This window comes from Dankookia sp. P2 (assembly GCF_050632255.1).
Lineage (GTDB): Bacteria > Pseudomonadota > Alphaproteobacteria > Acetobacterales > Acetobacteraceae > Paracraurococcus.
The window spans coordinates 5,761,223-5,784,125 of record NZ_CP192581.1; the positions used below are offsets into that span (position 1 = coordinate 5,761,223).

At 69.0% G+C, this 22,903-nt stretch carries 20 protein-coding genes and 5 pseudogenes; 15 read left to right on the plus strand and 10 right to left on the minus strand.

Annotation, left to right across the window (positions count from 1 at the left end):
* Nucleotides 1-82 precede the first annotated feature (82 nt).
* Nucleotides 83-2,736, plus strand: a pseudogene (gene alaS / locus ACQ86J_RS34210) (alanine--tRNA ligase).
* Nucleotides 2,737-3,283: 547 nt separating this feature from the next.
* Here alaS and ACQ86J_RS34215 read toward each other — a convergent pair.
* Complete coding sequence (locus tag ACQ86J_RS34215; RefSeq protein WP_431269006.1) at nucleotides 3,284-3,487, minus strand: DUF599 family protein; 204 nt, start codon at nucleotides 3,485-3,487, stop codon at nucleotides 3,284-3,286.
* Between the two features lie 62 nt (nucleotides 3,488-3,549).
* Nucleotides 3,550-3,966, minus strand: a pseudogene (locus tag ACQ86J_RS34220) (DUF599 domain-containing protein); the annotation flags it as partial.
* A gap of 130 nt (nucleotides 3,967-4,096) precedes the next feature.
* Here ACQ86J_RS34220 and ACQ86J_RS34225 point away from each other — a divergent pair.
* The 7 genes from ACQ86J_RS34225 (at nucleotide 4,097) to ACQ86J_RS34255 (ending at nucleotide 11,282) form a co-directional block, all read left to right on the plus strand.
* Complete coding sequence (locus tag ACQ86J_RS34225; protein WP_431269007.1) at nucleotides 4,097-4,717, plus strand: hypothetical protein; 621 nt, start codon at nucleotides 4,097-4,099, stop codon at nucleotides 4,715-4,717.
* Nucleotides 4,718-4,857: 140 nt separating this feature from the next.
* Nucleotides 4,858-6,831, plus strand: a complete 1,974-nt coding sequence (locus ACQ86J_RS34230; RefSeq protein WP_431269008.1) for an NAD(P)-binding domain-containing protein — start codon at nucleotides 4,858-4,860, stop codon at nucleotides 6,829-6,831.
* Nucleotides 6,832-6,930: 99 nt separating this feature from the next.
* Complete coding sequence (locus tag ACQ86J_RS34235; RefSeq protein WP_431269009.1) at nucleotides 6,931-8,070, plus strand: NAD(P)H-dependent flavin oxidoreductase; 1,140 nt, start codon at nucleotides 6,931-6,933, stop codon at nucleotides 8,068-8,070.
* Between the two features lie 5 nt (nucleotides 8,071-8,075).
* Nucleotides 8,076-9,290, plus strand: a complete 1,215-nt coding sequence (locus ACQ86J_RS34240; RefSeq protein ID WP_431269010.1) for an acyl-CoA dehydrogenase family protein — start codon at nucleotides 8,076-8,078, stop codon at nucleotides 9,288-9,290.
* 1 nt (nucleotide 9,291) lies between these two features.
* The gene (locus tag ACQ86J_RS34245; protein ID WP_431269011.1) at nucleotides 9,292-9,846 is read left to right on the plus strand and encodes an acyl-CoA dehydrogenase family protein; all 555 of its coding nucleotides are present in this window, start codon (nucleotides 9,292-9,294) and stop codon (nucleotides 9,844-9,846) included.
* Nucleotides 9,847-9,887: 41 nt separating this feature from the next.
* Nucleotides 9,888-10,325 carry an acyl-CoA dehydrogenase family protein gene (locus ACQ86J_RS34250; protein ID WP_431269012.1) on the plus strand — a complete coding sequence of 146 codons (438 nt, stop codon included), beginning with the start codon at nucleotides 9,888-9,890 and terminating at the stop codon, nucleotides 10,323-10,325.
* A 168-nt stretch (nucleotides 10,326-10,493) separates the two neighbouring features.
* Nucleotides 10,494-11,282: a Bug family tripartite tricarboxylate transporter substrate binding protein gene (locus ACQ86J_RS34255; protein WP_431269013.1), complete on the plus strand. Its 789-nt coding sequence runs from the start codon at nucleotides 10,494-10,496 to the stop codon at nucleotides 11,280-11,282.
* Nucleotides 11,283-11,288: 6 nt separating this feature from the next.
* On the opposite strand, the gene ACQ86J_RS34260 is transcribed toward ACQ86J_RS34255, so the two are convergent.
* The 5 genes from ACQ86J_RS34260 to ACQ86J_RS34280 all read right to left on the minus strand — a co-directional run bounded on the left by ACQ86J_RS34260 (nucleotide 11,289) and on the right by ACQ86J_RS34280 (nucleotide 15,970).
* A complete protein-coding gene (locus tag ACQ86J_RS34260) occupies nucleotides 11,289-12,878 on the minus strand; it encodes a thiamine pyrophosphate-binding protein (protein ID WP_431269014.1) in 1,590 nt (529 codons plus the stop codon).
* A gap of 74 nt (nucleotides 12,879-12,952) precedes the next feature.
* Nucleotides 12,953-13,555 carry an SRPBCC family protein gene (locus tag ACQ86J_RS34265; RefSeq protein ID WP_431269015.1) on the minus strand — a complete coding sequence of 201 codons (603 nt, stop codon included), beginning with the start codon at nucleotides 13,553-13,555 and terminating at the stop codon, nucleotides 12,953-12,955.
* Between the two features lie 78 nt (nucleotides 13,556-13,633).
* The gene (gene hmgA, locus ACQ86J_RS34270) at nucleotides 13,634-14,980 is read right to left on the minus strand and encodes a homogentisate 1,2-dioxygenase (protein ID WP_431269016.1); all 1,347 of its coding nucleotides are present in this window, start codon (nucleotides 14,978-14,980) and stop codon (nucleotides 13,634-13,636) included.
* 16 nt (nucleotides 14,981-14,996) lie between these two features.
* Complete coding sequence (locus ACQ86J_RS34275) at nucleotides 14,997-15,425, minus strand: hypothetical protein (RefSeq protein WP_431269017.1); 429 nt, start codon at nucleotides 15,423-15,425, stop codon at nucleotides 14,997-14,999.
* A gap of 146 nt (nucleotides 15,426-15,571) precedes the next feature.
* Complete coding sequence (locus ACQ86J_RS34280; protein ID WP_431269018.1) at nucleotides 15,572-15,970, minus strand: hypothetical protein; 399 nt, start codon at nucleotides 15,968-15,970, stop codon at nucleotides 15,572-15,574.
* A 185-nt stretch (nucleotides 15,971-16,155) separates the two neighbouring features.
* Here ACQ86J_RS34280 and ACQ86J_RS34285 point away from each other — a divergent pair, with 185 nt between their 5' ends.
* Complete coding sequence (locus ACQ86J_RS34285; RefSeq protein WP_431269019.1) at nucleotides 16,156-16,896, plus strand: IclR family transcriptional regulator; 741 nt, start codon at nucleotides 16,156-16,158, stop codon at nucleotides 16,894-16,896.
* On the opposite strand, the gene ACQ86J_RS34290 is transcribed toward ACQ86J_RS34285, so the two are convergent.
* A complete protein-coding gene (locus tag ACQ86J_RS34290) occupies nucleotides 16,893-17,732 on the minus strand; it encodes a sugar phosphate isomerase/epimerase family protein (protein WP_431269020.1) in 840 nt (279 codons plus the stop codon). The two genes, ACQ86J_RS34285 and ACQ86J_RS34290, sit on opposite strands and share 4 nt — an antisense overlap.
* A 123-nt stretch (nucleotides 17,733-17,855) precedes the next feature.
* Here ACQ86J_RS34290 and ACQ86J_RS34295 point away from each other — a divergent pair.
* A pseudogene (locus ACQ86J_RS34295) lies at nucleotides 17,856-19,473 on the plus strand (ABC-F family ATP-binding cassette domain-containing protein); the annotation flags it as partial.
* Between the two features lie 30 nt (nucleotides 19,474-19,503).
* On the opposite strand, the gene ACQ86J_RS34300 reads toward ACQ86J_RS34295, so the two are convergent.
* Nucleotides 19,504-20,142, minus strand: coding sequence for a tripartite tricarboxylate transporter substrate binding protein (locus ACQ86J_RS34300; protein WP_431272635.1), 639 nt, complete (start codon nucleotides 20,140-20,142; stop codon nucleotides 19,504-19,506).
* A 25-nt stretch (nucleotides 20,143-20,167) separates the two neighbouring features.
* On the minus strand, nucleotides 20,168-20,479 hold the full coding sequence (locus ACQ86J_RS34305) for a tripartite tricarboxylate transporter substrate-binding protein (RefSeq protein WP_431269021.1): 312 nt from the start codon (nucleotides 20,477-20,479) through the stop codon (nucleotides 20,168-20,170).
* 235 nt (nucleotides 20,480-20,714) lie between these two features.
* On the opposite strand from ACQ86J_RS34305, the gene ACQ86J_RS34310 reads away from it, so the two are divergent.
* The 5 genes and pseudogenes from ACQ86J_RS34310 (at nucleotide 20,715) to ACQ86J_RS34330 (ending at nucleotide 22,890) form a co-directional block, all read left to right on the plus strand.
* Nucleotides 20,715-21,482: a Bug family tripartite tricarboxylate transporter substrate binding protein gene (locus tag ACQ86J_RS34310; protein WP_431269022.1), complete on the plus strand. Its 768-nt coding sequence runs from the start codon at nucleotides 20,715-20,717 to the stop codon at nucleotides 21,480-21,482.
* Nucleotides 21,475-21,735: a hypothetical protein gene (locus ACQ86J_RS34315; RefSeq protein WP_431269023.1), complete on the plus strand. Its 261-nt coding sequence runs from the start codon at nucleotides 21,475-21,477 to the stop codon at nucleotides 21,733-21,735. The genes ACQ86J_RS34310 and ACQ86J_RS34315 overlap by 8 nt, the downstream gene beginning before the upstream one ends.
* Before the next feature lie 10 nt (nucleotides 21,736-21,745).
* The gene (locus ACQ86J_RS34320) at nucleotides 21,746-21,982 is read left to right on the plus strand and encodes a PrpF domain-containing protein (protein WP_431269024.1); all 237 of its coding nucleotides are present in this window, start codon (nucleotides 21,746-21,748) and stop codon (nucleotides 21,980-21,982) included.
* 17 nt (nucleotides 21,983-21,999) lie between these two features.
* Nucleotides 22,000-22,089: pseudogene (locus ACQ86J_RS34325) on the plus strand (PrpF domain-containing protein); the annotation flags it as partial.
* A 127-nt stretch (nucleotides 22,090-22,216) separates the two neighbouring features.
* Nucleotides 22,217-22,890, plus strand: a pseudogene (locus ACQ86J_RS34330) (PrpF domain-containing protein).
* The last annotated feature ends 13 nt before the right edge of the window (nucleotides 22,891-22,903 follow it).

Consider the following 22,903-nt stretch of genomic DNA (forward strand, 5'->3'; position numbering starts at 1 on the left):
GGCGGAAACCGCCCTAAACTCAGGCAAATTCGCCCTATGAATGCCCCTTGGGCTGGGGCTGGAGACGGGACCCCCACCGCCGATGACCAGCAGCAACGACATCCGCGCGACCTTCCTCGACTATTTCGGCCGCAACGGTCACCAGGTGGTCGAGAGCTCGCCGCTGGTTCCCCGCAACGACCCGACGCTGATGTTTGCCAACAGCGGCATGGTCCAGTTCAAGAACGTCTTCACCGGACAGGAGAAGCGGGCCTATTCCCGCGCGACCACCGCGCAGAAATGCGTTCGAGCTGGCGGCAAGCATAACGACCTGGACAATGTCGGCTATACCGCCAGGCACCATACCTTTTTCGAGATGCTGGGGAATTTCAGCTTTGGCGACTACTTCAAGGAGCAGGCGATCGAGCATGCCTGGACCCTGCTGACCAAGGACTTCGCCCTGCCGAAAGACCGCCTGCTAGTGACGGTCTATTCCGAGGACGAGGAGGCCCCGGTCTACTGGAAGAAGGTCGCTGGCCTGGCGGACAGCCGCATCATCCGTATTCCGACTTCAGACAATTTCTGGCGCATGGGCGATACCGGCCCCTGCGGGCCCTGTTCCGAGATCTTCTTCGATCATGGTGACCGGATCCCCGGCGGCCCGCCCGGCAGCCTGGATGAGGATGGCGATCGGTTCATTGAGATCTGGAACCTCGTCTTCATGCAGTACGAGGAAGGCCCGCCCGGCACCCGCGTGCCGCTGCCGCGTCCCTCGATCGATACGGGAATGGGTCTTGAGCGCTTCGCCGCCATCCTGCAGGGCAAGCACGACAACTACGACACCGACACGCTGCGGGCGCTGATCCTGGCCTCGGCTGAGGCGACCGGGCAAGACCCGGACGGCCGTTGGAAGGTCAGCCACCGTGTCGTCGCCGACCATCTGCGTGCCGGCACCTTCCTGATCGCCGACGGCGTGCTGCCCTCGAACGAAGGCCGCGGCTACGTCCTGCGTCGCATCCTGCGCCGCGCCATGCGCCACGCGCACATGATGGGCAGCCGGGAGCCGCTGCTGCACCGGCTGGTCCCCACCCTGGTCCGCCAGATGGGCGCCGCCGCCTATCCGAAGGCTCCAGCGGGCCGAGGCGCTCGTCATTGAGACGCTGAAGCTCGAGGAGATGAAGTTCCGCTCCCTGCTGGACCGCGGGCTTGGGCTTTTGTCCGAGGAGAGTGGCCGGCTCGGCGATGGTGGCACGCTGTCCGGCGAGGTCGCCTTCAAGCTCTACGACACCTACGGCTTCCCGCTCGACCTGACCCAGGACGCGCTGCGCTCCGAGGGCAAGACGGTGGATGTGGAAGGCTTCGGTGCCGCCATGGCCGAGCAGCGGCGCCGTGCCCGCGCCGCCTGGGCCGGCAGCGGGGAGGCCGCGACCGACGCGGTCTGGTTTGACCTCCGCGAGAAGGTTGGGGCCAGCGAGTTCCTCGGCTATTCGACCGAGACCGCCGAGGGCCAGATCTTGGCGATCGTGCACGAGGGCAAGCCGGTTGAGAGCGCCCCGGTCGGCGCCGAGGTGGCGGTGGTGCTCAACCAGACGCCCTTCTATGGCGAGAGTGGCGGCCAAGTCGGCGATACCGGCCTGATCTCGGCCGGCGAGGCCTGCCGGATCGTGGTGCGCGACACGCAGAAGAAGCTGGGCGACCTCTTCGTCCATCTCGGCACCGTGGCGCATGGCGAGGCGACGGTCGGCTTGGCCGTGCAGGCCGAGGTTGACCACGCCCGCCGGGCTGATATCCGTGCCCATCACAGCGCAACCCACCTGCTGCACGAGGCACTGCGCCGGCGGCTCGGCACCCATGTGGCGCAGAAGGGATCCCTTAACGCACCGGACCGGCTGCGCTTCGACGTCTCCCAGCCGACTCCGATGACCGATGAGGACCTGGCCTGGACCGAGGCCGAGGTGAATGCCCGGATCCGCGAGAATGCCGAGGTGGTCACCCGGCTGATGACGCCGGACGCCGCGGTGCAGATCGGCGCCATGGCACTGTTCGGCGAGAAGTACGGCGACGAGGTCCGCGTCGTCTCGATGGGTCACGATCCGGCGGCGACCGAGAAATTCGGCGTCTACTCGCTGGAGCTTTGCGGCGGCACCCATGTGCAGCGGACCGGCGATATCGGCCTGTTCAAGATCGTCTCGGAAGGCGCCGTCTCTGCCGGTGTCCGCCGGGTGGAGGCGGTGACCGGCCCGGCCGCTCTCAAACTGGTCGAGGCGGCCGAAGCCAAGTTGAAGGAAGCCGCCGCGGTGCTGCGCGTGCCGCCGGCCGACCTGCCGGCCCGTATCGCCACGCTGGTGGAGGAGCGCCGCAGGCTGGAACGTGACGTGGCGGAACTGCGCAAGCAGCTGGCGACCGGCGGCGGCGCGGCGGCGGCGGAGACAATTGGCGGCTTCCGGGTGGCGCTGCGCAACCTGGGTGACACCCCGGCCCGCGACCTGAAGGGCATCGCCGAGGCGATCCTGAAGGGCGGTACGGCCGATATCGTGGTTCTGGTCTCGACCGCCGAGGGCAAGGCCAGCATCGTCGCCGGGCTGGGCGAGGCGGCAAAGGGCCGGGCCGATGCCGTGGCCCTGGTGCGTGCGGCCGCCGCGGCCGTGGGCGGCAAGGGTGGCGGCGGCCGGCCTGGAGATGGCCCAGGCCGGCGGGCCGGAGGGCGAGAAGGCCGATGACGCCCTGGCCGCCGCGCGGGCGCTGCTGGCGGGCTGACGTTCCGTGGCCGCCGGCGCCGGGCGGAGGCATTGCGCGTGTTAGGCGATTGATCACCCTGGCCGTGGACACTCCGCGGCCATGGTCGAAGCCCTTGGCGTCCTGCTGGCGCTGCTGATCCTCGTGTTCGGCATCCTGGTCTGGCGGCTGCTGCGCTGGCTGGGGCGCGGCCTGACCTTGCTGTTCGGCCCGCGGCAGGCGGGGCGGCGGCTGCCGGCGTTGCGGGGCGTGCGGCTCCGCGCCTCTCGCGCGCAGAACCGCCAGCAGGCTGTGCGGATCGCCGCGCTGATCACTGAGCTCGAGCGGGTTCGCCGCGCCCTGTTGCTCGCCGAGGCGGTGTCCGCCCGCCCCGGCCCGCCGGAGGAGCGCTTCCGCCGCGCCAAGCAGGCTTTCGCCGTGCATTTCCACCCCGACCGGCTGCGCTGCGCCGAGCCCGAGCGGGGCATTCGTATCGGCATCTTCACCCAATTCTGGCAGGTGCTGCGACGGATCGAGGCGCAGCTAGCCGGCGATCGTCTTGAGTGGAAACACTCGAGGCGATGCTGGTTCAGCGCTCCTGCAGCGCCTCCCGCACGACGCTGCGGGATTCCCGCCGGTACAACTCCTGCAGCACGAACAGGCTGGCCACCACGAGCGCTAGGGGATGCAGGATCCAGGCGAGCGCCGCCAGGCCGAAGTAATAGGCCCGGAGCCCGGTATTGAAATGCCGCGCCGCCCGGTTGGCGACCTTGGCCGCCATCTCGGCATGCATCGCCTGCGCGTGGCATCCTGCGGGTCGTGGGAGATGCCGCCGATGACGATGGAACAGTAGTTGAACTGTCGCAGTGCCCAGGTCAGCTCGAAGAAGGCACGGACGAAGATCAGCAGCAGCAGGGCGATCTTCATCTCCCAAGCCGCGGCATTGGGCGGCGTGGCGAAGGGCAGGGCGCCGAGGACCCGGGCGCCGAGCTCCGGGCTGCCCATCATCGCCACCAGGCCGCCCAGGATGAAGATCGCAGTGTTGGCTAGGAAGCTTGTGCTGTTCATCAGGTTGCCGACGATGTTGGTATCCATGATGCGGTTGTCCCGCGTCACGGTGGTCCGCAGCCAGCGGCGGCGGTGCTCGTCCATGGCGGCAATGACGCTGCGGGCGCGCAACGCCGGATGACGGTCCACCAGGGTCGAGTAGCCGATCCAGCAGCCGGCGAAGATCGCCAGGGCGACCCAGTCGAGGATGGTCAGGGAATGCATCGCCACAGCCTGGCGGGATGCCCCCAGGGCGCTCGCCTGTGGCGCTCGGGCCGCGGCGGCGGCATTGTGCTACGATGTCCCGAAGCCGCCGGGCCCGCCCAGGACCCGCCGCGGCCGGTGAGGAGGTTCCATGAACGATCCCCAGTGGTACCTGACGATTCGCCGCTACAGCGGCACTGGTGCGCCGGAGGAGATTGCCCAGCGCGTCCGCGACGGGCTGCTGCCGACCCTGCGGCAGGAGCCCTCCTTCCGTGCTTACTACGTCGCCCGGATCGATGGCGGCGGCGGCATTTTCTCGGCCACCGTGTTCGACGACCAGGCGGTCGCCCGGCGGATCAGCGATCATGTCCTCGGCTGGGCCGGCGACAATCTCGCCGACCTGCTGACCGGCGCGCCGTTGATCACCCGCGCCACGGTTGCCGTCCACCTTGATGCGGAGCGCAAGGGTGGCGAGAGCTACATGCTGGTACGGATGACCGAGGGCCTTGGACCCGCCGCTGGCACCCTGCCGGCCGTGCAAGACAAACTAGTCCCGCTGACGCTGGAGCAGCCGGGCTTCCGGCACCTCTACACCGGCAGGGACGAGACCCAGCCGGACCGCGCCATCGCCGTGTCTGTCTTCACCAACCGCAGCACCGCGACGGCGGCGCATGCGCAGGTGGCCGCGCTGATGGCGCAGAACCGCGATATCTGGCCACGCTCGCCGCAGGTCCTGATGGCCGGCGAGGTCATCGTCGCCGCCCTCGCCTGAGCGCGCCCCCGGCAAGGAGGGCGGGCGCGGAAGCCTGAACACCGCGCCCCTTCTGCGCCCAACGGCATCCGCTACACTTCCGGCAAAACCCGGGGAGAGGACGAATGCCAAGGGGATTCCAGGCTCAGGTCCAGGAGGCCGTGCGGGATGAGACGGCGCTGCGGGCGGCGCTGGCTGATGCGGATATCGCCCCGCAGCTCATGGTGCTGGTGCAACTCACCGGCGACCTGGAGATCCTCGACGAGGTGGCGCCGCATATCCATGGCGCCTGGAGTTTTCTCGAATCGGTGCCGCCAGCCCTGAAGCAAAAAGTCGCCGACCATCTGGTCGAAGCGTTGCAGGACTGTGCGGTGCTCGACCGCCCGGCGCCGCCCTTGCCGCCTTCCGAGACGTTGCAGCGGATGATGAGCGGCGGCGTGGGTCAGACCGTGCCGGAGGAATATATCCCCCTACTGGTTGAGGAGACCCGCCTCGGTCCCGAGGATCCGCGCGCGGTGCATTGGCAGCGCGACCCGGTCGGCCTGCCGATCCAGGATTTCCGGGTGGTCATCATTGGCGCCGGCATCGCCGGCCTCGGCATGGCGGTCCGGCTGAAGGAGATGGGCATCCCCTTCACCATTCTTGAGAAGAACCCGACCGTCGGCGGCACCTGGCTGGAGAACCAGTATCCCGGCTGCGCCGTGGACACGCCGAACCATTTCTTCTCCTTCTCCTTCAACCCCAACAACAAATGGTCGCGTCACTTCTCCCAACGGCCGGAAATTCACCGCTACATCGAGGACAGCTTCGACAAGTACGACATCCGCCGGCATGTCCGCTTCAATGTCGAGGTGACCGAGGCGCGGTTCGACGAGGCTGCGGGGCGCTGGACCGTCGCGCTGCGTCGCGCCGATGGCGGGGTGGAGAGCCTGTCCTGCAACGCGCTGATCACCGCGGTCGGCCAGCTCAACCGGCCCTCGATCCCGCCGATCCCGGGTCTCGACGATTTCCGCGGGCCGATGTTCCACACCGCGCGATGGGATGGCTCCGTCGATCTCAAGGGCAAGCGGGTGGCGATGATCGGCACCGGGGCGAGCGCGGTGCAAACCGGCCCATCCATCGCGCCTGAGGTTGAGACGCTGGTGGTCTTCCAGCGCACGCCGCATTGGGCAATGCACAACCCGAACTACCACAAGGCGGTCAGCCCGGGGAATTTCTGGTGCCTGGAGCACATCCCGTATTTCGGCAAGTGGCTTCGCTTCCAGCTGTTCTGGGCGGGCTCGGACGGCTTCCATGCCTCGTTGCAGCGGGATCCCGACTGGAGCCAGCCGGCGCTCTCGCTGAACGAGGCGAACCACAAGATGCGCGAGCTGATCACCGATTACGTGCGTAAGGAGCTCGACGGTGACGAGGCGTTGCTGGCCAAGGTAATCCCGCAATACCCGCCTTACGGCAAGCGCATGCTACGCGACAACTATTGGTACCGCATGCTCAAGCGCCCGAACGTGGTGCTGGAGACCACCCCGATCGAGCGCATCACCGAGCACGCCATCCATATGCGGGACAGCACGGTGCATGAGGTCGACGTCATCATCCTCGCCACCGGCTTCCAGGCATCGAAAATGCTGGCGCCCATGGAGATCGTCGGCCGCGGCGGCAACACCATCCGCCAAGCCTGGGGCGATGACGACCCGCGCGCCTATCTAGGCATCACCGCGCCGGGCTTCCCAAACCTCTTCATGATCTACGGCCCGAACACCAACTTGGCGCATGGCGGCAGCATCATCTTCCACCATGAATGCCAGGTCCGCTACATCTGCCAAGCGCTGCGGGAGATGATCGAGCAGGGCTACAGCACGCTGGAAGTCCGTCAGGACATCCACGACGCCTACAACCACCTGCTGGACGAAAAATGCGCCGGCATGGTCTGGACCCATCCAGGCGTGACCAGCTGGTACAAGAACAAGGCGAACCGTGTGACGGTGACATCGCCCTGGCGGCTGCTCGACTACTGGAAGCTGACGCAGCATTTCGTGCCGGAGGAGTTCCGGGCAGGCAAGCCGGGCCAGGCCGCGAGGGTGCCGGGGCAGGAGCGGGAGGCGGTGGCCTTCGCCGGCCAACTGCCCGTAAGCTGAAGCAGATCCGCGATCGCCCCGCGCGGCGGCGCGGGAAATGGCTCGCCGGACCACAATGCTGACGTCGTCCGGCAGAGGCGGCGCGGGAGGACAAAGATCATGGCACTCCACACGCGCCTCTGCGCGCTGCTCGGAATCCAGTACCCGATCCTGCTTGCCGGCATGGGTCGCGCGAGCACGCCGGAACTGGCCGCCGCCGTTTCCAATGCCGGCGGCCTCGGCGTCATCGGCGCGGCGAGTTGCGGCCCCAACCAGCTCCGCGCCTGGATCCGCCGAACGCGGGAGATGACTGAAAAGCCGTTCGGCGTGGATACGCTGCTGCCGGCCTCGGTCCGGCGCAGCGGCAGCAATGTTGGCGGGCCTTCGGCCGAAACGCTGGTGCCGCAGCATCGGCGCTTTGCCCAGGATTTCATGGTGGCGCAGGACCTGGAGGCAGTCGATGCCGAGACTCTGGAGCGCATCCTCGACCGCGATCCGGCCGACAGGGACGGGCCCGCGCCGTTGTCGCGCGGCTTCTTCGAAGCGCAGATGGAGGTGGTGATCGAGGAGCGCGTGCCGGTCTATGCCGCCGGCCTCGGCAATCCCGGGCCCTGGCTGGAACGCCTGCACGCCAACGGCACCAAGGTAATGGCGGTGGTCGGCACCACGCGGCACGCGAAGCAGGTACTGGACTCCGGCATCGATGTCATCGTCGCGCAGGGCCATGATGGCGGCGGGCACAACTCACCGATCGGCACCATGGCGCTGATTCCGCAGGTGGTGGATGCAGTTGGCGGCCGCGTGCCGGTGGTTGGGGCCGGCGGCATCGGCGATGGACGAGGGATTGCCGCCGCGCTGATGCTGGGCGCCGAGGGCGTCTGGATCGGCACCGCCTTCTTGGCGACCGAGGAGGCGGGCATCAGCGGCCCACAGAAGCAGGCGCTGGTCGAGGGCAACGACGAGGGCACCACCGTGTCCCGCTCCGTCACCGGCAAGCCGGCGCGGATGGTCAAGAACCGTTGGGCCGCGGCCTACATCGAGGCGGGGCTGGAGCCGCTGCCGATGCCCTACCAAACCATGGTCTCGACGCACGTGACCGCGGCGGCGCTGGCGGCGGGGCGGGCGGATGTCTGGGGCGGCTTCGCCGGGCAGGGGCTCGGCATGGTCCGGGCGGTGCAGCCGGCTGCCGCCGTCATGCGGGAACTCGTCGCCGGCGCCGAGCGCGTGCTGGGACGTGCCGGCGGCTTCGTCCAGGGTTAGCTGCGATGGACCTGACGCTGTCGGACCGCCATCGCGCGCTGCAGGCGGAGTTGCGCGACTTCATTGCCCGGCATGGCCCTGCGTCGCCGCCCGTCGGCGGCGGCGGCGGGCGCAAGCGGCCGGACCAGCGCGTGCTGGACTGGCAGGCGCTGCTGATCGCCCATGGCTTCGCCGCCCGTGCCGTGCCGAAGCAGTATGGCGGCTATGGGGCCGAGCCCGACGTGCTGGACGCGGCGCTGATCACCGAGGCCTTCAACGCCGCGGGCCTCAGCCTCGGCATCCAGGGCCAGGGCATCCGCATGCTGGTTCCAACGCTGCTGGAAGTGGGCACGGAGGAACAGCGCCAGCGCTGGATCGGCCCGACCATCCGCGGCGAGATCCACTGGGCGCAGGGCTATTCCGAGCCTGAGGCGGGCAGCGACCTCGCTTCGCTGCGAACTCGGGCGCATGTCGAAGATGGGCATTTTGTCATCAACGGCCAGAAGATCTGGACCAGCTCCGCCCACTACGCCGACATGATGTTCCTTCTGGTACGGACCGAGCCGGACCGGCCAAAGCATCTTGGCATCTCCTACCTCCTGCTGCCGATGTCGACGCCGGGGATCGAGGTGCGGCCGCTGCCGACCATGACCGGCCATGCCACCTTCAACGAGGTCTTCTTCACCGACGTGCGGCTGCCGGTGGACCAGATCGTGCTCGGCCGCGGCGATGGCTGGAAGGTGGCGAACGTCACGCTGAAGCATGAGCGCATGCTGCTCGGCGATTCGTCGAAGCTGATGCACCGGCTGCACCGCTTGCGCACGCTGCTCGCCGAGACGATCGTGGATGGCACGCCGCTGCTGGCTAGGCCGGTCTGGCGCGACCGCTTCCTGCGACTGCAGGGCGAGGTGCTGGCCGCCAAGTATCACCAGATGCGGCTGCTGAGCGAGGCGTCGCGCGACCAGGACAGCGGGCTCGGCCTGCCGGTGGTGAAGTACTACGGCACGACGCTGGCCTGGCGGCTGGCGACGCTGGCGGTGGACGCGCTGGGCGATGCCGGTCTGGCCTACGAACCGCATGACGAGGTCGGCGAGGATTCTGTCGCCACCGCCTGGTACGCCGATTGGATGTACGACCTCGGCCTGATCATCGGCGGCGGCAGCTCGAACATCCAGAAGAACATCATCGCGGAGCGTGGCCTCGGCATGCCGCGCGAGCCGAAAACCGTAGGCGGGGCGTGACATGGACTTCGGCTTGAGCGAGGACCAGCGGCAGTTCGGCGATGCGCTTCGCCGGTTCCTGACCGACCGCGTGACGATGGATGTACGGCGGACCGGCGACGATGTCGCACTCTGGGCCGGGCTGTGCAAGCTCGGTCTATCGGGGCTGCTGGTACCGGAGGAGGCTGGTGGTGCCGGGCTCGGCATGCTGGACGCGGCTTTGGTGGCGGAGGCGCTGGGGCGGCATGCCGCGCCGACGCCCTTCCTTGGCAGCGCCGTGCTGGCGCCGCTCGCGTTGCGTGACACGCCGTACCTGCCGGAGATCGCCGCGGGCCGCATGCGTGTCGCGGCCTGCCTCGGCGCGCTGACCGGCAGCACCGGCGCCGTCACGCTGCGCCGCGACGGCAACCGGATCTCTGGCAACGCCACCGCATTGCTGGAGGCGGCAGGTGCCACGCACTTGCTGCTGGCGCTGCCAGACGGCGCCCTGACCCTCGTCGCGGCCGATGCCTCCGGTGTGGCGCTGCGGCCGCGCCGAGCCTTGATCGGCTGCGCCCGCTTGCCGATCTGGCACTAGCCGCGGCGCCGGCCGAATGGCTTGCCGCCGATGCCGGGCGCGTGCTGGATGCCGGCCGCGTCGTGCTGGCCGCGGAGACGCTCGGCGCCGCGCAATCACTGCTGGACCAGGCGGTCGCCTATGCCGGGCAGCGCCGGCGATTCGGCCGCAGTATCGCCAGCTTCCAGGGGGTCAAGCACACCTGCGCTGAGATGGCCGCCTGGCTGGAACCCTGCCGGGCTTTCGTCTGGTTCGCCGCCCAGGCGCAGGACGCGCCCGACCCGGAAGCGCATATGCTGGCCTGCCAAGTGAAGGCGCATCTGGACGAGGTCGGCCGCGACGTCGCCCGGCACGCGACCGAGGTGCATGGCGGCATGGGATTCACCGAGCTGCTCGGGCTGCCGTTCTGGTTTAAGCGCATCGCCGCCAACCGGCAGCTGCTCGGTGGCCCGGAGCGCTGCCGCGAGGAAGCGGCGGCAGCGCAGGAGCTGGTGGCATGACGCGGTTATTCCTGCTGCTGGCCCTCGTGCTGCCGGGCATGGCCATCGCGGCCGATCCGCCCTGGCCGACGCGGCCGGTGAGCCTTATCGTCGCTTACCCGCCCGGGGCGATTGTCGATACGGTCGGGCGGCGCATGGCGGAGCAAATCGGCAACGCGCTCGGCACCAATGTCGTGGTGGAGAGATCGCGGCGGCGCTGGCGGCAACCTGGCCGCCGCCTATGTCGCGCGTGCGGCGCCGGACGGCCACACTCTGCTCTTTACCTCTTACGGCAACCTTATCATCGCGGCCGCCGCCGACCTCCAGCTCGGCTTCCACCCCTGGCGGGACCTGGCGCCGGTCGGGATGATCGGCCCGATGACGGTGGTGCTGCTGGTGCGGCCGGACTTCCCGGCGCGGACGCTGCAGGATTTCGTCCGCCATGTCGCGGCGCGTCCCGGCCAGGTCAACTTCGCCAGCGTCGGCTTCGGCAGCTCCTACCACCTGCTGGTCGAGCAGCTGGCCGCTTATGGCCGGCTGAACGTGACCCATGTTCCCTATCGCGGCGGTGCTGCTGCGATGACGGATTTCCTCGGCGGGTGGGTGCAGGCAACACTCGCCACGTGGCTGTTTGCCCGGCCCTACATCGCGGATGGCAGCGCCAGAGCAATCGCAGTGGCGAACGGCGCCCGCGCGCCGGTCGCGCCCGACCTGCCCACGGTGGCGGAGGCGGTGCCGGGCGCCAGCATCACCGAAGGGCTCGGCATCTTCGCCCCGGCCGGCACGCCGGCGCCGATCATCGCCCAGTTGAACGCGACTCTGCAGCGGATCATCCGCACGCCGGCGATGCAGGTCTGGCTGATCGAGAACGGCGTCCCGCCGCAGCCCGGCCCACCCGAGGCCTTCACCACCGAGATGCACCCGGTGGCGGACTCGCTCGGCCGGCTGCTGCGCGAGGCAAATATCCGGCTCGAGTAGCAGCGGTCACGCCTCGCCGTAATGGATCCGGCGATAGGGGCGGGAGACCACGGCGTCGTCGGTGTGAATGTCCCAGAGGCTGGCGCTGTTGCTCGCCTGATGCTCACGGAACATCCCCGCCATGGCGCCCAGGCTGGTCACCGTGCTGCCCTTCACGCCAAAGCCGGTGGACACGCCGGCAAGATCGCCGCGGCCATGGATCACCAGCGACGGGTCGAGGCCACCGGCACGAAACTTGTGGATCTCCGCGCCATAGCCGCCATCGTTGATGATCGCCATCAGCATACGGTGCCCTTCACGACGCACCGTCTCCAGTTCCTGCACATGCATCAGCAGGCTACCATCACCCTCGATCAGCAGCACCTTGCCGTCGCGGCGCGCGGCGGCGATGCCGATGGCAGCCGGCAATCCGTTGCCGATGGCGCCGAAATCGCAGACCACGTGGAAGCGCTCCGGCGCACGGCCGCGCAGATGCGTCATGGCGATGCCAAGATAGTGGCCGCCACCGATCACCACATCCCAGTCCTTCGGCACAGTGGCATCGAGCTCGAGCATTGCTGTGCGCGGATCCACGACGCCCGGGGCGATGGCGAACTCCTTCGCATCTGGCTGGTCTGCCGCGATCTGCTGCGCCAGCGCGGCGCTGCGATAGCCGTCCTTGTGAATGCCGCGGGCCTTGAGCGCGGCGGTGATCGCCTCCGCGCCGCCGGCGGCATCAGCGCGGATGTGCATGTCCGCCGTGCGCAGCTCCTGCCACAACCCGCGCGGGTTGATGTCGACCTGCACGGTGCGGGCATTGGGATAGAGGTAGCCGCTCTCGGTCGTATAGGCGCCGAGCCCGACGCCAAGGCCGATTACCAAGTCGGCCTCGGCGAAGCATTCGCGGGAGAAGTCGGAAGCGAAGGCGCCGGCGATGTCGAGCGCGTAGGGATTGCCGTCGAACATCCCCTTGGCCTGCAGCGAGGTGGCGAGCAGCGCGCCGGATTGCTCGGCCAGCGCCTCGATCGGCGCGCGGGCCCGGGCCAGCTTGGCGCCGCGGCCGGCGATGATGATCGGCTTCTCCGCCTCGGCGATCATCGCCACCAGCCGGTGCACCATGGCCGGGTCCGGCATCGGCCGCTGCGGCAGCGGCAGGGTGTCGGAGGAGGGGATGTAGTCCGCCATGAAGGGATAAGCCTGCTTCTGCAGGTCCATCGGCACGCTCAGCACCACAGGGCGCCGTTCCAGCGCGGCGATGTGAAAGGCCTCACGCACATTGTCCAGCGCGCGGTCGAGCGACTTCACCGCGATATAGGCGGCGCCCGTGGCCTGGGCCAGCGGCGCCATGTCGATCTGCTGGAGGTAGAAGGAGGCAAGCATCGGCGAATCACCGGCGAAGACAACCAGCGGCACGTTGGCCCGCGCGGCGATGGCCAGCGCGGTCATGATCTGGGTGAAGCCCGGGCCGCAGGTCGTGGAGGCGACACCGACCTTGCCGGTGGCCCGGGCGTAGCCATCGGCCATCGCCACGGCGCAATGCTCGTGCCGCGCATTCACCACGGTGACGCCGGGCTGCCGGGACATCGCCTCGGTCCAGTACATGTTGGCGTCACCCATCAGGGTGAAGAGGCACCTCGCAGCCCTCGGCCGCGAAGGCCTGGGCGAGGACATCCTGCAGTTTGATGGCCATGTTATCGCTTCCCTTGGACGAGGAGGCCGCGCAGCCAGAACAGGAGCGCGCGCCAGAGCAGGCTGGCGGCACTTAACTCGGCCGCCGGGGCGGGGGACGGAGAGGGCGGTGCGGCCTCGAGGACCTCCTCAGCCGCCGGGGCGGCGGTGGACGGCGCGCGCTCCGCCACCAGCTTCGCCATGTTGGCGGAAAATTCGGCGAGCAGCGCGCGCGCGACATGCACGCCGCCGGCATTGGCGAAGGTTTCGAGCGGGCCGGTGACGGTGAAGCTGCCCTGCACGTCGAGCAGCGTCGCATCGCCCTCGGCGCTCGCCTGCACGGTGCCGGAGGAGAGGGCCCGCGAGGCGCCGCGCTGGTCGATCCCGCGTCCCTCGATGGCGCAGCGATGCGCCACATGATCGAAGGTGAGTGTTGCCTCCCCACGGAAGGTCGCGGTGGTGGGGCCGAAGCGCACCTTCACCGCACCGCGCCAGACGCCGTCTCCTTGGTCGGGCGCCAGGGTCGCGCCGGGGATGCAACTGGCAACCGCGGCGGGGTCGCTCAGCAGCGGCCATACGGTCGCAAGCGGCGCCGCGATGCGCGTCTGTTCGGCAAGCTCTGGCATCGACGTTTCCGGGCTGGGCTTGATGTTGCCCATACCCTGCGGAACCCGGCGGCGATGCGCAAGCCGGGGCCAGTGCCCTTAGGGGTCCCGCTTGCCGGGATTGAAGTGCTTCTGCAGCTTCGCGCCATAGGCGCCGTACTCCGCCTGCCGCTCCGGCAACTCGGCGGCATAGCGGGTGACCCGCTGCGGGAAGCGCGTCTCGAACATGAAGGCCATGGTGCCTTCCAGCTTGTGCGGTTTCAGCGCGGCGTTGGAAGCACCCTCGAAGGCGTCCGTGTCCGGGCCGTGCGGCAGCATGCAATTGTGCAGGCTGAAGCCGCCGGGGACGAAGCCCTGCGGCTTGGCGTCGTACTGGCCGTAGATCAGACCCATGAACTCGGACATCACGTTCATATGGTACCAAGGCGGCCGGAAGGTGTTCTCGGCGACCATCCAGCGGTCGGGGAAGATGACGAAGTCGATATTGGCGGTGCCCGGGGTCTCGCTTGGCGAGGTCAGCACGGTGAAGATCGACGGGTCGGCATGGTCGAAGAGCAGCGGCCCGACCGGGGAGAAGCGGCGCAGGTCGTATTTGTAGGGTGCGTAGTTGCCATGCCAGGCGACGACGTCGAGCGGCGAGGCCGCCAGCTCGGTCGCCCAGAGATTGCCGCCCCACTTCACCACCATGCGCGTCGGCGCGTCGCGGTCCTCGTAGCTGGCCACAGGGGTCAGGAAGTCGCGCGGATTGGCCAGGCAGTTGGCGCCGATCGGCCCACGCTCCGGCAGGGTAAAGGCACCGCCATAGTTCTCGCAGAGATAGCCGCGCGCAGGGCCGGCCGGCAGCTCGGCGCGGAACTTCACGCCGCGCGGGATGACGGCGATCTCGCCCGGGACAATGTCGATGCAGCCGAACTCGGTCGCCAGCCGCAGTGCGCCGTGCTGCGGGACGAAGAGCATCTCGGCATCGGCATTGTAGAAGACCTCGTCCACCATCGACCGCGTGGCGAGGTAGACATGCGTCGCCATGCCGGATTGCGTCGCCGCGTCGCCGGCGGTGGTGATGGTGCGGATGCCCTGCAGGAAGCTCACATCCTCCGCCGGCAGCGGGATCGGGTTCCAGCGCAGCGGCTGGATCGGCATCTCCACCTCGGCGCAGGGCGCGGTGCGCCAGAGCTTGGCATCGATCTTCCGGAAGGCACCCCAATGCGCGACCGTCGGGCGGATCCGGTATAGCCAGCTCCGCTCGTTCGAGGCCCGCGGCGCGGCGAAGGGCGAGCCCGAAAGCTGCTCGGCATAAAGCCCGTAGGCGCAGCGCTGCGGCGAGTTGCGGCCGACCGGCAGGGCGGCGGGCAGCGCCTCCGTCTCGAACTGGTTGCCGAAGCCGGTCATGTAGCCCGGTTCGGCGGTTCCGGTGCGGGCGGTGGTCATGGGCTGGACGATGGTCATCGCATCCTCCTGTGCGTCAGATCTCGCCGGATTTCGCCGCCGCGCCATGCTCCAGCGCCTTCCACATCTCGACATCGCGCTCGGCGGTCCAGATGCGGGGGTGGTCGAGCCCCTTGGCCTCGTCATAGGCGCGGGAGACGTTGAAGGGCATGCAGTGCTCGAAGATCACCCAATGCCCGTATTTCGGCCGCATCGCGGCCATCGCCTCGTCATAGACCTGCTTCAGCGTCGCGCCCCTGGCTGCGCCCGCTTTGGCGATGGCGAAAAGGTCTGATGTGAAGGCGGCCGTGCCGGCGATCCCCTCCTCGACATCCTTCAGGGTGAGCAGGCTGCGGCCGCGGCCGGGCACCAGCTTCTCCGCCCCGAGCGCCTTCAACGCCGCCAGCGTCGCCGGCCAGTCGGTGAAATGCGCATCGCCGCAATAGGGCGTGGCACCAAGTCCCACCACGTCGCCGGCGAAGCGAGACCTTCTCCTTCGGCAGCCAGACCACCGTGTCGCCGGCGGTGTGGCTGCGGCCGATCTGGATGATTTGCACCTCCCGCTTGCCCATCCAGGCGTCATCCGCTTGTGGAAGACGACATGCGGCCAAGTTAGGCCGGGGATGCTCTCCTTGCCGCGGAACAGCCGGGGAAGCGTCCGATCTCGCTGTCCATGTCCTGCTGGCCGCGCTCGACGATCAGGTCGCGGGTGACGTCGGAGGCGATGATCTCGGCGCCCTGGTAGCCGGAGGCGCCGAGCACCCGTACCGCATGGTAGTGGCTGAGCACGACATGCTTCACCGGCTTGTCGGTGACGGTGCGGATTTTGGCGATCACGTCGGCGGCCATCCGCGGCGTCGCCTGCGCATCAACGACCAGCACGCTGTCATCGCCGATGACGATGCCGGGATTCGGGTCGCCCTCGGCGGTCCAGCCATAGAGGCCCGGGCCGAGCTCGTCGAAGGAGACCACCTTCTCGGTCAGGTCGTTGCTGCTGGCGAAGCCGGACATGGGTGTCTCCTCTGCTGGCGCATCCCGCCATCTCGGCCGCGGGCAGGATGCTTGCTACGTATTGCGTAGCTTGCTATGTCATATGTAGCGAAGCATTGAGGGCGCCTGTCAAGTGCCGCGCGACCAGGACATGCCGGTCACCGAGAATTCCCGCGGCGGGGTCAACTCCAGTCGAGGTGGCGGGGATGCTGCTGCGGCTGCTGGCCGAGGCGGGCGGGCCGATGCGTCTGGCCGACCTGTCGCGCGCTGCCGCCATGCCCTCGGCCAAGGCGCATCGATACCTGGTCAGCCTCGGCCGCGCCGGGCTGGTCGAGCAGGATCCGGCGACGGCGCGTTACGAGCTCGGCCCGCTGATGCTGCGCGCCGGCCTTGCCGCGCTCGGCCGCTCGGACCTGCTGAAGCGGGCGGAGCGGGCCCTGGAGGCAATCGTCGCCCGCACCGGGGAGACCGCGGCCGCTGCCGTATGGGGCACGCATGGCCCAACCCATGTCCGGCTGGTGGCGGCCCGGCATGCGCTGGCGGCCAGCGTCCCGCCCGGCCATGTCTGCCCGCTGACCTATTCGGCTTCCGGTCTGGTTTTCTGCGCCTTCGGCGAGCCTGACCGGATCGCGCCCTTCGCCGAGCGCGAGATGGCGCAGAGCCGCGCCATCGGCCGCCCGGGCGCCCCGGCCGATGCGGCGGCGCTGGAGCGGATCGTCGCCGCGGTACGCCGGCAGGGCTTCGCCACGACGGCGAATGAGGGCGATACCGGCCTCGCCGCTGTCTCCGTGCCGGTCTTCGATGCCGGAGGGACGCGCATCCGGCTGGCGCTGACTGTCTTCAGCCGCGTCGGCCGGCTGAATGTCGCGCCGGCCGGGCCGGTGGTTGCGCTGATGCGGCAGGCGGCGGCGGATCTGGCCGCGGAACTGCACGGCAGGCCGGGCTAATCGGGGGCGGTGCGATCCCATAGCGCGCGGATGTCCCGCATCATGCGCTGCGCCTCCTCCCAGCGGTCGGACAGCTCATACCCGTCGGCGCCGGTGATGGCGTAGGGTGGCGGCAGCAGCTCGACCAGGAAGGTCAGGGTGGCGTCCGGCCCCGCCCGGCGGCGCCAGGAGCGGAAGCAGTAGTCCCACCAGCCCATGAACAGCTCGACCCAGCCCCGATGCTGCGGGAAGCCGAGCGGCACCTGCACCTGCTCCCGGCTGGCGACCCGGCCATGGATGCCCCAGCTGTTGTCGAGGATGCGGTGGATCAGCCTATGGTTCTCCGGCGTGACCGGCCAGGCGAATTCGCGGCCGACCAGGTGGTGCGACAGGTCGGCGGTCAGCCGCAGGTCGAGGAAGCAGTCCAGCAGCCGCAGGGTGAAGAAAAGGTCGGTGGTCATGCGGTCGCGGTGGGTCTCGACATGCACAGGGATGCCGGACTCGGCCGCGAGGCGCCGCCAACCCTCCAGATAAGGGACGCATGCCTCGATGCTGTGGGGCGGCGTGTCAGGCTGGAGGTTAACGTGATCGGCGCCGAGTTCGGCCACCAGATCCAACACCGGAGCGAGGTCGGCGACGGATTGCGGGTAGCATTGCGCCTGCCACGTCATCCCATTCGCCCGGAGGAAGCCGGTGACCTCGCGGGCATAGCCGGGATCGATGAAGCGCACCCCGGCGCCGTCGAAGCCGGCGTCGCGGATCATCTCCAGCTTGCGGTCGAGCGACCATTCCCGGCCATCCGGAGCGCGCCGCTCCATGGCCCAGAGCGACTGGTAGACGGCGAGCCTCTGCGGCATGGCGGGTTCCTCCGCCGGCAGGATGCGGGTTCCTTGCGGCGATGGAAACTGCGCCGGCGCTGTCCCATGCCGCCGCGCCGCGTGCCATAAGCGCGCCCAACCGCACCCAAGCCCCGAGTTCCCATGATTCGTCTAGACAATATCAGCAAGCAGAACGGCCAGCAGCTCCTCTTCATCGAGGCTTCCGCGGCGCTCCAGAAGGGCGAGAAGATCGGCCTGGTCGGCCCCAACGGCGCCGGCAAGACGACGCTGTTCCGGCATGATCACCGGGCAGGAGCTTCGCCGGACGAGGGGCTGGTCATGGTCGATCGCGGCGTCAGCATCGGCTTCTTCAGCCAGGACGTCGGCGAGATGTCAGACCGCAGCGCGGTGGCCGAGGTGATGGACGGCGCTGGCGATGTCAGCGCCGTGGCGGCCGAGCGGCAGCGCTGGAAGCCGCCATGGCAGACCCGGACCAGATGGACCGGCTGGACGGGATCATCGAACGCTTCGGTGAGGTGCAGGGCGCTTCGAGGCGCTCGGCGGCTATGCGCTAGAGGGCCGGGCGCGTGAGGTCCTGGCCGGCCTGTCCTTCAGCCAGGCGATGATGGACGGCGATGTCGGCGCGCTCTCGGGCGGCTGGAAGATGCGCGTGGCGCTCGCCCGCATACTGCTGATGCGTCCCGACGTCATGCTGCTGGATGAGCCGAGCAACCACCTCGACCTCGAGAGCCTGATCTGGCTGGAGAATTTCCTGAAGGGCTATGACGGCGCCCTGCTGATGACCTCGCATGACCGCGAGTTCATGAACCGCATCGTCAACAAGCTGATCGAGATCGATGGCGGCGGGCTGACCAGCTACAACGGCAACTACGAATTCTACGAGCAGCAGCGCGCCCAGGCGAGAAGCAGCAGCAGGCGCAATTCGAGCGCCAGCAGGCCATGCTGGCCAAGGAGATCAACTTCATCGAGCGCTTCAAGGCGCGCGCCTCGCACGCGGCGCAGGTGCAGAGCCGGGTGAAGAAGCTCGACAAGATCGAGCGGGTGGAGCCGCCGAAGCGCCGCCAGACGGTGACTTTCGAGTTCCAGCCGGCGCCGCGGTCCGGCGACGACGTGGTGAACCTGAAGGGCGTCCACAAGCGCTACGGCGACCGGGTGATCTACTGAAGGGGCTGGACCTGCTGGTGCGCCGGCAGGAGCGCTGCTGCGTCATGGGCATCAACGGCGCCGGCAAGTCGACGCTGCTGAAGCTGGTGACCGGCAATGCCGCGCCGGATGCTGGGACGGTCACGCTGGGGGCAGCGTTAAGCTCGGCTACTTCGCCCAGCATGCGATGGAATTACTCGACGGCGAGCGGACCGTGTTCCAGTCGCTGGAGGACCAGTTCCCACGCGCCTCGCAGGGTTCCTGGCTGCGGTCGCTCGCCGGCTGCTTCGGCTTTTCCGGCGACGAGGTGGAGAAGCGCTGCCGAGTGCTCTCGGGCGGCGAGAAGGCGCGGCTGGTCATGGCGATGATGCTCTACGACCCGCCGAACTTCCTGGTCCTGGACGAGCCGACCAACCACCTCGACATGGCGACGAAGGAGATGCTGATCGCGGCGCTGGCGCAGTATGAGGGCACCATGCTCTTCGTCTCGCACGACCGGCATTTCCTGGCGGCGCTCTCGAACCGCGTGCTGGAGCTGACGCCCGACGGCATTCACCAGTATGACGGCGGCTATACCGAATACGTCGCGCGGACGGGTCAGGAAGCGCCGGGGCTGCGGAAGCCGAGGCCGCGCAGCGCCGCACCTTCAGCCGCCCTCAAACGTGATGCCAAGCGTGCGGATCAGGTCGCGCTCGATCGGCACCCGCTTGGCCACCCAGGCGCGGTATTCCTCGCCGGTCATGTAGAGGGTCGGCATGTCGTAGCGCGCCAGCGCCGCCTGGTGCGCCGGGTCGAACAGCGCCTTGCGGAAGGTATCGTGCAGCAGCCGCACCACCGCAGGGTCCATCCCTTTCGGCCCGGCCAGTGCATAGGGCGCGATCCCGCCGATGTCGTGGCCGTACTCGCTGATCGCCGGCGCCTCGGGGAAGCGCTTCGGCCGTTCATTGCCCCAGATCGCCAGGATCCGCATCCGCCCGGCATCGACATGCGGGGCCCAGCCGCTGGAATCGGCGATGGCGTCGACCTGGCCCGACAGTAGCGCGGTCGTCGTCTCTGCCACGCCGCGATAGGGCACATGAAGCATCTCCACCCCCTCAGCGGTCAGGAGCTGTGCCATGACAAGGTGCGACAGACCGCCCACGCCCGAGCTGCCGAAGGAGAGCTTGCCGGGATTGGCGCGGGCCTCGGCCATCAAGGAGGGCCAGTCGCGCCAGCGCGCCTCGCTCCGCACCACCAGCCCGGACAGGTAGCCGGTCAGCGCAAGGATGTAGGTGAAGTCGTTCACCAGAGGTCCCAGGTAGCGGCGCGGGTCATGAAGGGTGCGACAGGACGCCGGAGTGGATCTGGCCGATGGTATAGCCATCCGGCTTGGCCTGCCCGTGCAGCACCTGGGCGGCGAAGGTGCCACGCGCCCCGGGACGGTTTTCCACCAGCACCGGTTGGCCCAGTTCCCGCCCGGCGATCTCCGCCAGGACCCGCATCTGGCCATCAGTGGAGCCGCCTGCGGCCCAAGGCACGATCAGCCTGATCGGCCGGTCGGGGAACCCGGTGGCCCGGCCCGGCGACGGCGCGGCGAGCAGCGCGGCGGCGATCGGACCCAGCCGGCGGCGCGTGAGGTGCATGGCCTATCCCCCTGCGGCCGCTCTGCCGGCGGCCTCGGCAGGCAACCTAGGTTGGATCCGCGCCCGAGCTCAACGCCGCTGCCTTGCTTGGCGAGGCACCGCGGGAGAGATCCGGCCTTCGCAGCGGACGGCAACGCCCCTAGGCTTCCCGCAAGCGGCAAGAGCCCGGCACTTGATTGCCGGGACGTTGGAGGAGACCGGTCCGGATGCTGAATGCCCCAGGCTGCGTGGCGCCATGCCCCTTTCCCGCGGCGCCGGGCCGATGAACGGCTACGGCAGGACCCGCCGCGCCGTGCTCGGCGGCTTTGGCCTGCTCGCCGCGCCGACGATCGCGGCTGCGCAGGGCAGGGGGCCGGAGGGCTGGCCGCATGGCCGCAATGTCAGCCTGGTCGTCCCCTTCACCCCGGGTGGCGGCACCGATGTCGTGGCGCGCATCCTGCAGGAAGGCTTCGCCGAGACCTTCGGCGGCAGTTTCGTCATGGAGCACAAGCCGGGCGCCTCCACTACGGTCGGCGCACGCTTCGTCGCCCGGGCGCGGCCGGATGGTGGCACGCTGTTGGTCGGCAGCAACTCCGCCTTGTCGCAGGCGCCCTTCGCCTACCGCAACCTGGGCTACGACCCGCTGGCGGACTTCACCCTTATCAGCCTGCTCTACGCCTCGGCCTATTTGCTGGTAGCGAACCAGCGCTGGAGCAGCTTCGCGCAGGTGATCGAGGCGGCGAAGCGCCAACCTGGCAAGCTGTCCTACGGCACCTGGGGCGTCGGCTCGACCGCGCATATGCTGATGCTTGACCTGTGCGAGCGGACCGGGGTGGAGATGCTGCACGTCCCCTTCGGCGGCCCGGCCCCGGCACTGACCGAAATCCTGGCCGGCCGCGTCGATCTGATGTTCACCACCTTCGCGCCGGCGCGCGGGCATGTGCTGGAAGGCAGGTTGAATGCACTCGGCGCGCCGCACGAGCAGCTGGCTGGCCGCGGTGCCCCAGGTGCCGACGATGGGTGAACTCGGACTGCCGGGATTGCTCGTCAGCGCGTGGTGGTGCCTCGCCGGGCCTGCCGGGCTTCCGGCACTGCTCGCTACGGCACTGGAACAAGCAGTGCGCGACGCCGTCGCCCGCCCGCAGGCCCGGCGCCTGGCCGAGGAACTCGGCCTCATACCTCTGCCGCTCGGCCCGCAGGCGATGCGCGCGCGCATCACCCGCGACCTCGCATTAAACGAGGTGTTGATGCGGAAGGCGGGGATCACGCCGGAATAGGAGGCGCCGCATGCCGCATTCCCTGCGCTGCGTCATCATGCGCGGCGGCACCAGCAAGGCAGTCTTCCTGAAGGAGGCCGATATCCCGGCCGAGCCGGACGCCCGTCGGCGGCTGATCCTCGCGGTCTATGGCTCGCCAGACCGGCGGCAGATCGACGGCCTCGGCGGCGCCGATCCGCTGACGAGCAAGCTGGCGATCATCGGCCCGCCGCGCGAGGATTGCCGCGCGCCGCCGGCACGCATCTGACCTATACCTTTGGCCAGGTGGAGATCGACCATCCGGAGGTCGACTGGCGCAGCCTCTGCGGGAATATCAGCGCCGCGGTTGGTGCCTTCGCCGTCTACGAAGGCATGGTCGCCGCGACTTCCCCGGTCACCGTGGTGCGCGCCTACAACACCAACCTCGAACGCATCCTGCGGATCGAGGGTGCCGGTGGCGCATGGCCGGCCGCTGGAGCGCGGCGACTACGTGGTACCGGGCGTGCCGGGCAGCGGCGCGCGCATCCTGATCGACTTCGCCGAGACCGCCGGCGGCGCCACTGGCCGCCTACTGCCGACCGGACGGCCGGTGGACCGGCTGGACGTGCCGGGCTTCGGCCTGCTCGACGTCTCGCTAGTCGATATCGGCAATGCCCATGTCTTTCTGCGGGCACGGGATGTGGGGCTTACCGGGACCGAGACTGCCGCCGAGATCGACGCCCGCCCCGAAGCTTCGCGCTGCTCGAGCGGATCCGCGGCATGGCTGCCCTCCGCATGGGCATGGTCGCCGATGCGGCCCGTGCACGGGAGGAGACGCCGGCGACACCGCTGCTCGGCATGGTGGGTCCGCCTGCCGCCTACCGCAATGCTCTGGGGGACGGCATGGTGGCGGAGGCGGACGTCGATCTCGTTGCCCGGCTGATGTTCATGCAGCAGATGCACAAGACCTATGCCGGCACCAGCACGGTTTGTACCGGCGTCGCCGCGCGGCTGCCCGGCACCCTGGTGCATGAGGTGGCGAGGCTGCATAACCGCGCCACCATCCGCATTGGCCACCCGGCTGGCGTGATCGAGACCGAGACCGAGATCGCCGCCGATGGCGCGGTCCGGCGCGCGACGCTTGGCCGCACCGCCCGGCGTATCCTTGAAGGGACGGTCTTCGTGCCGGAAGGTTAGGATTTGACGATGC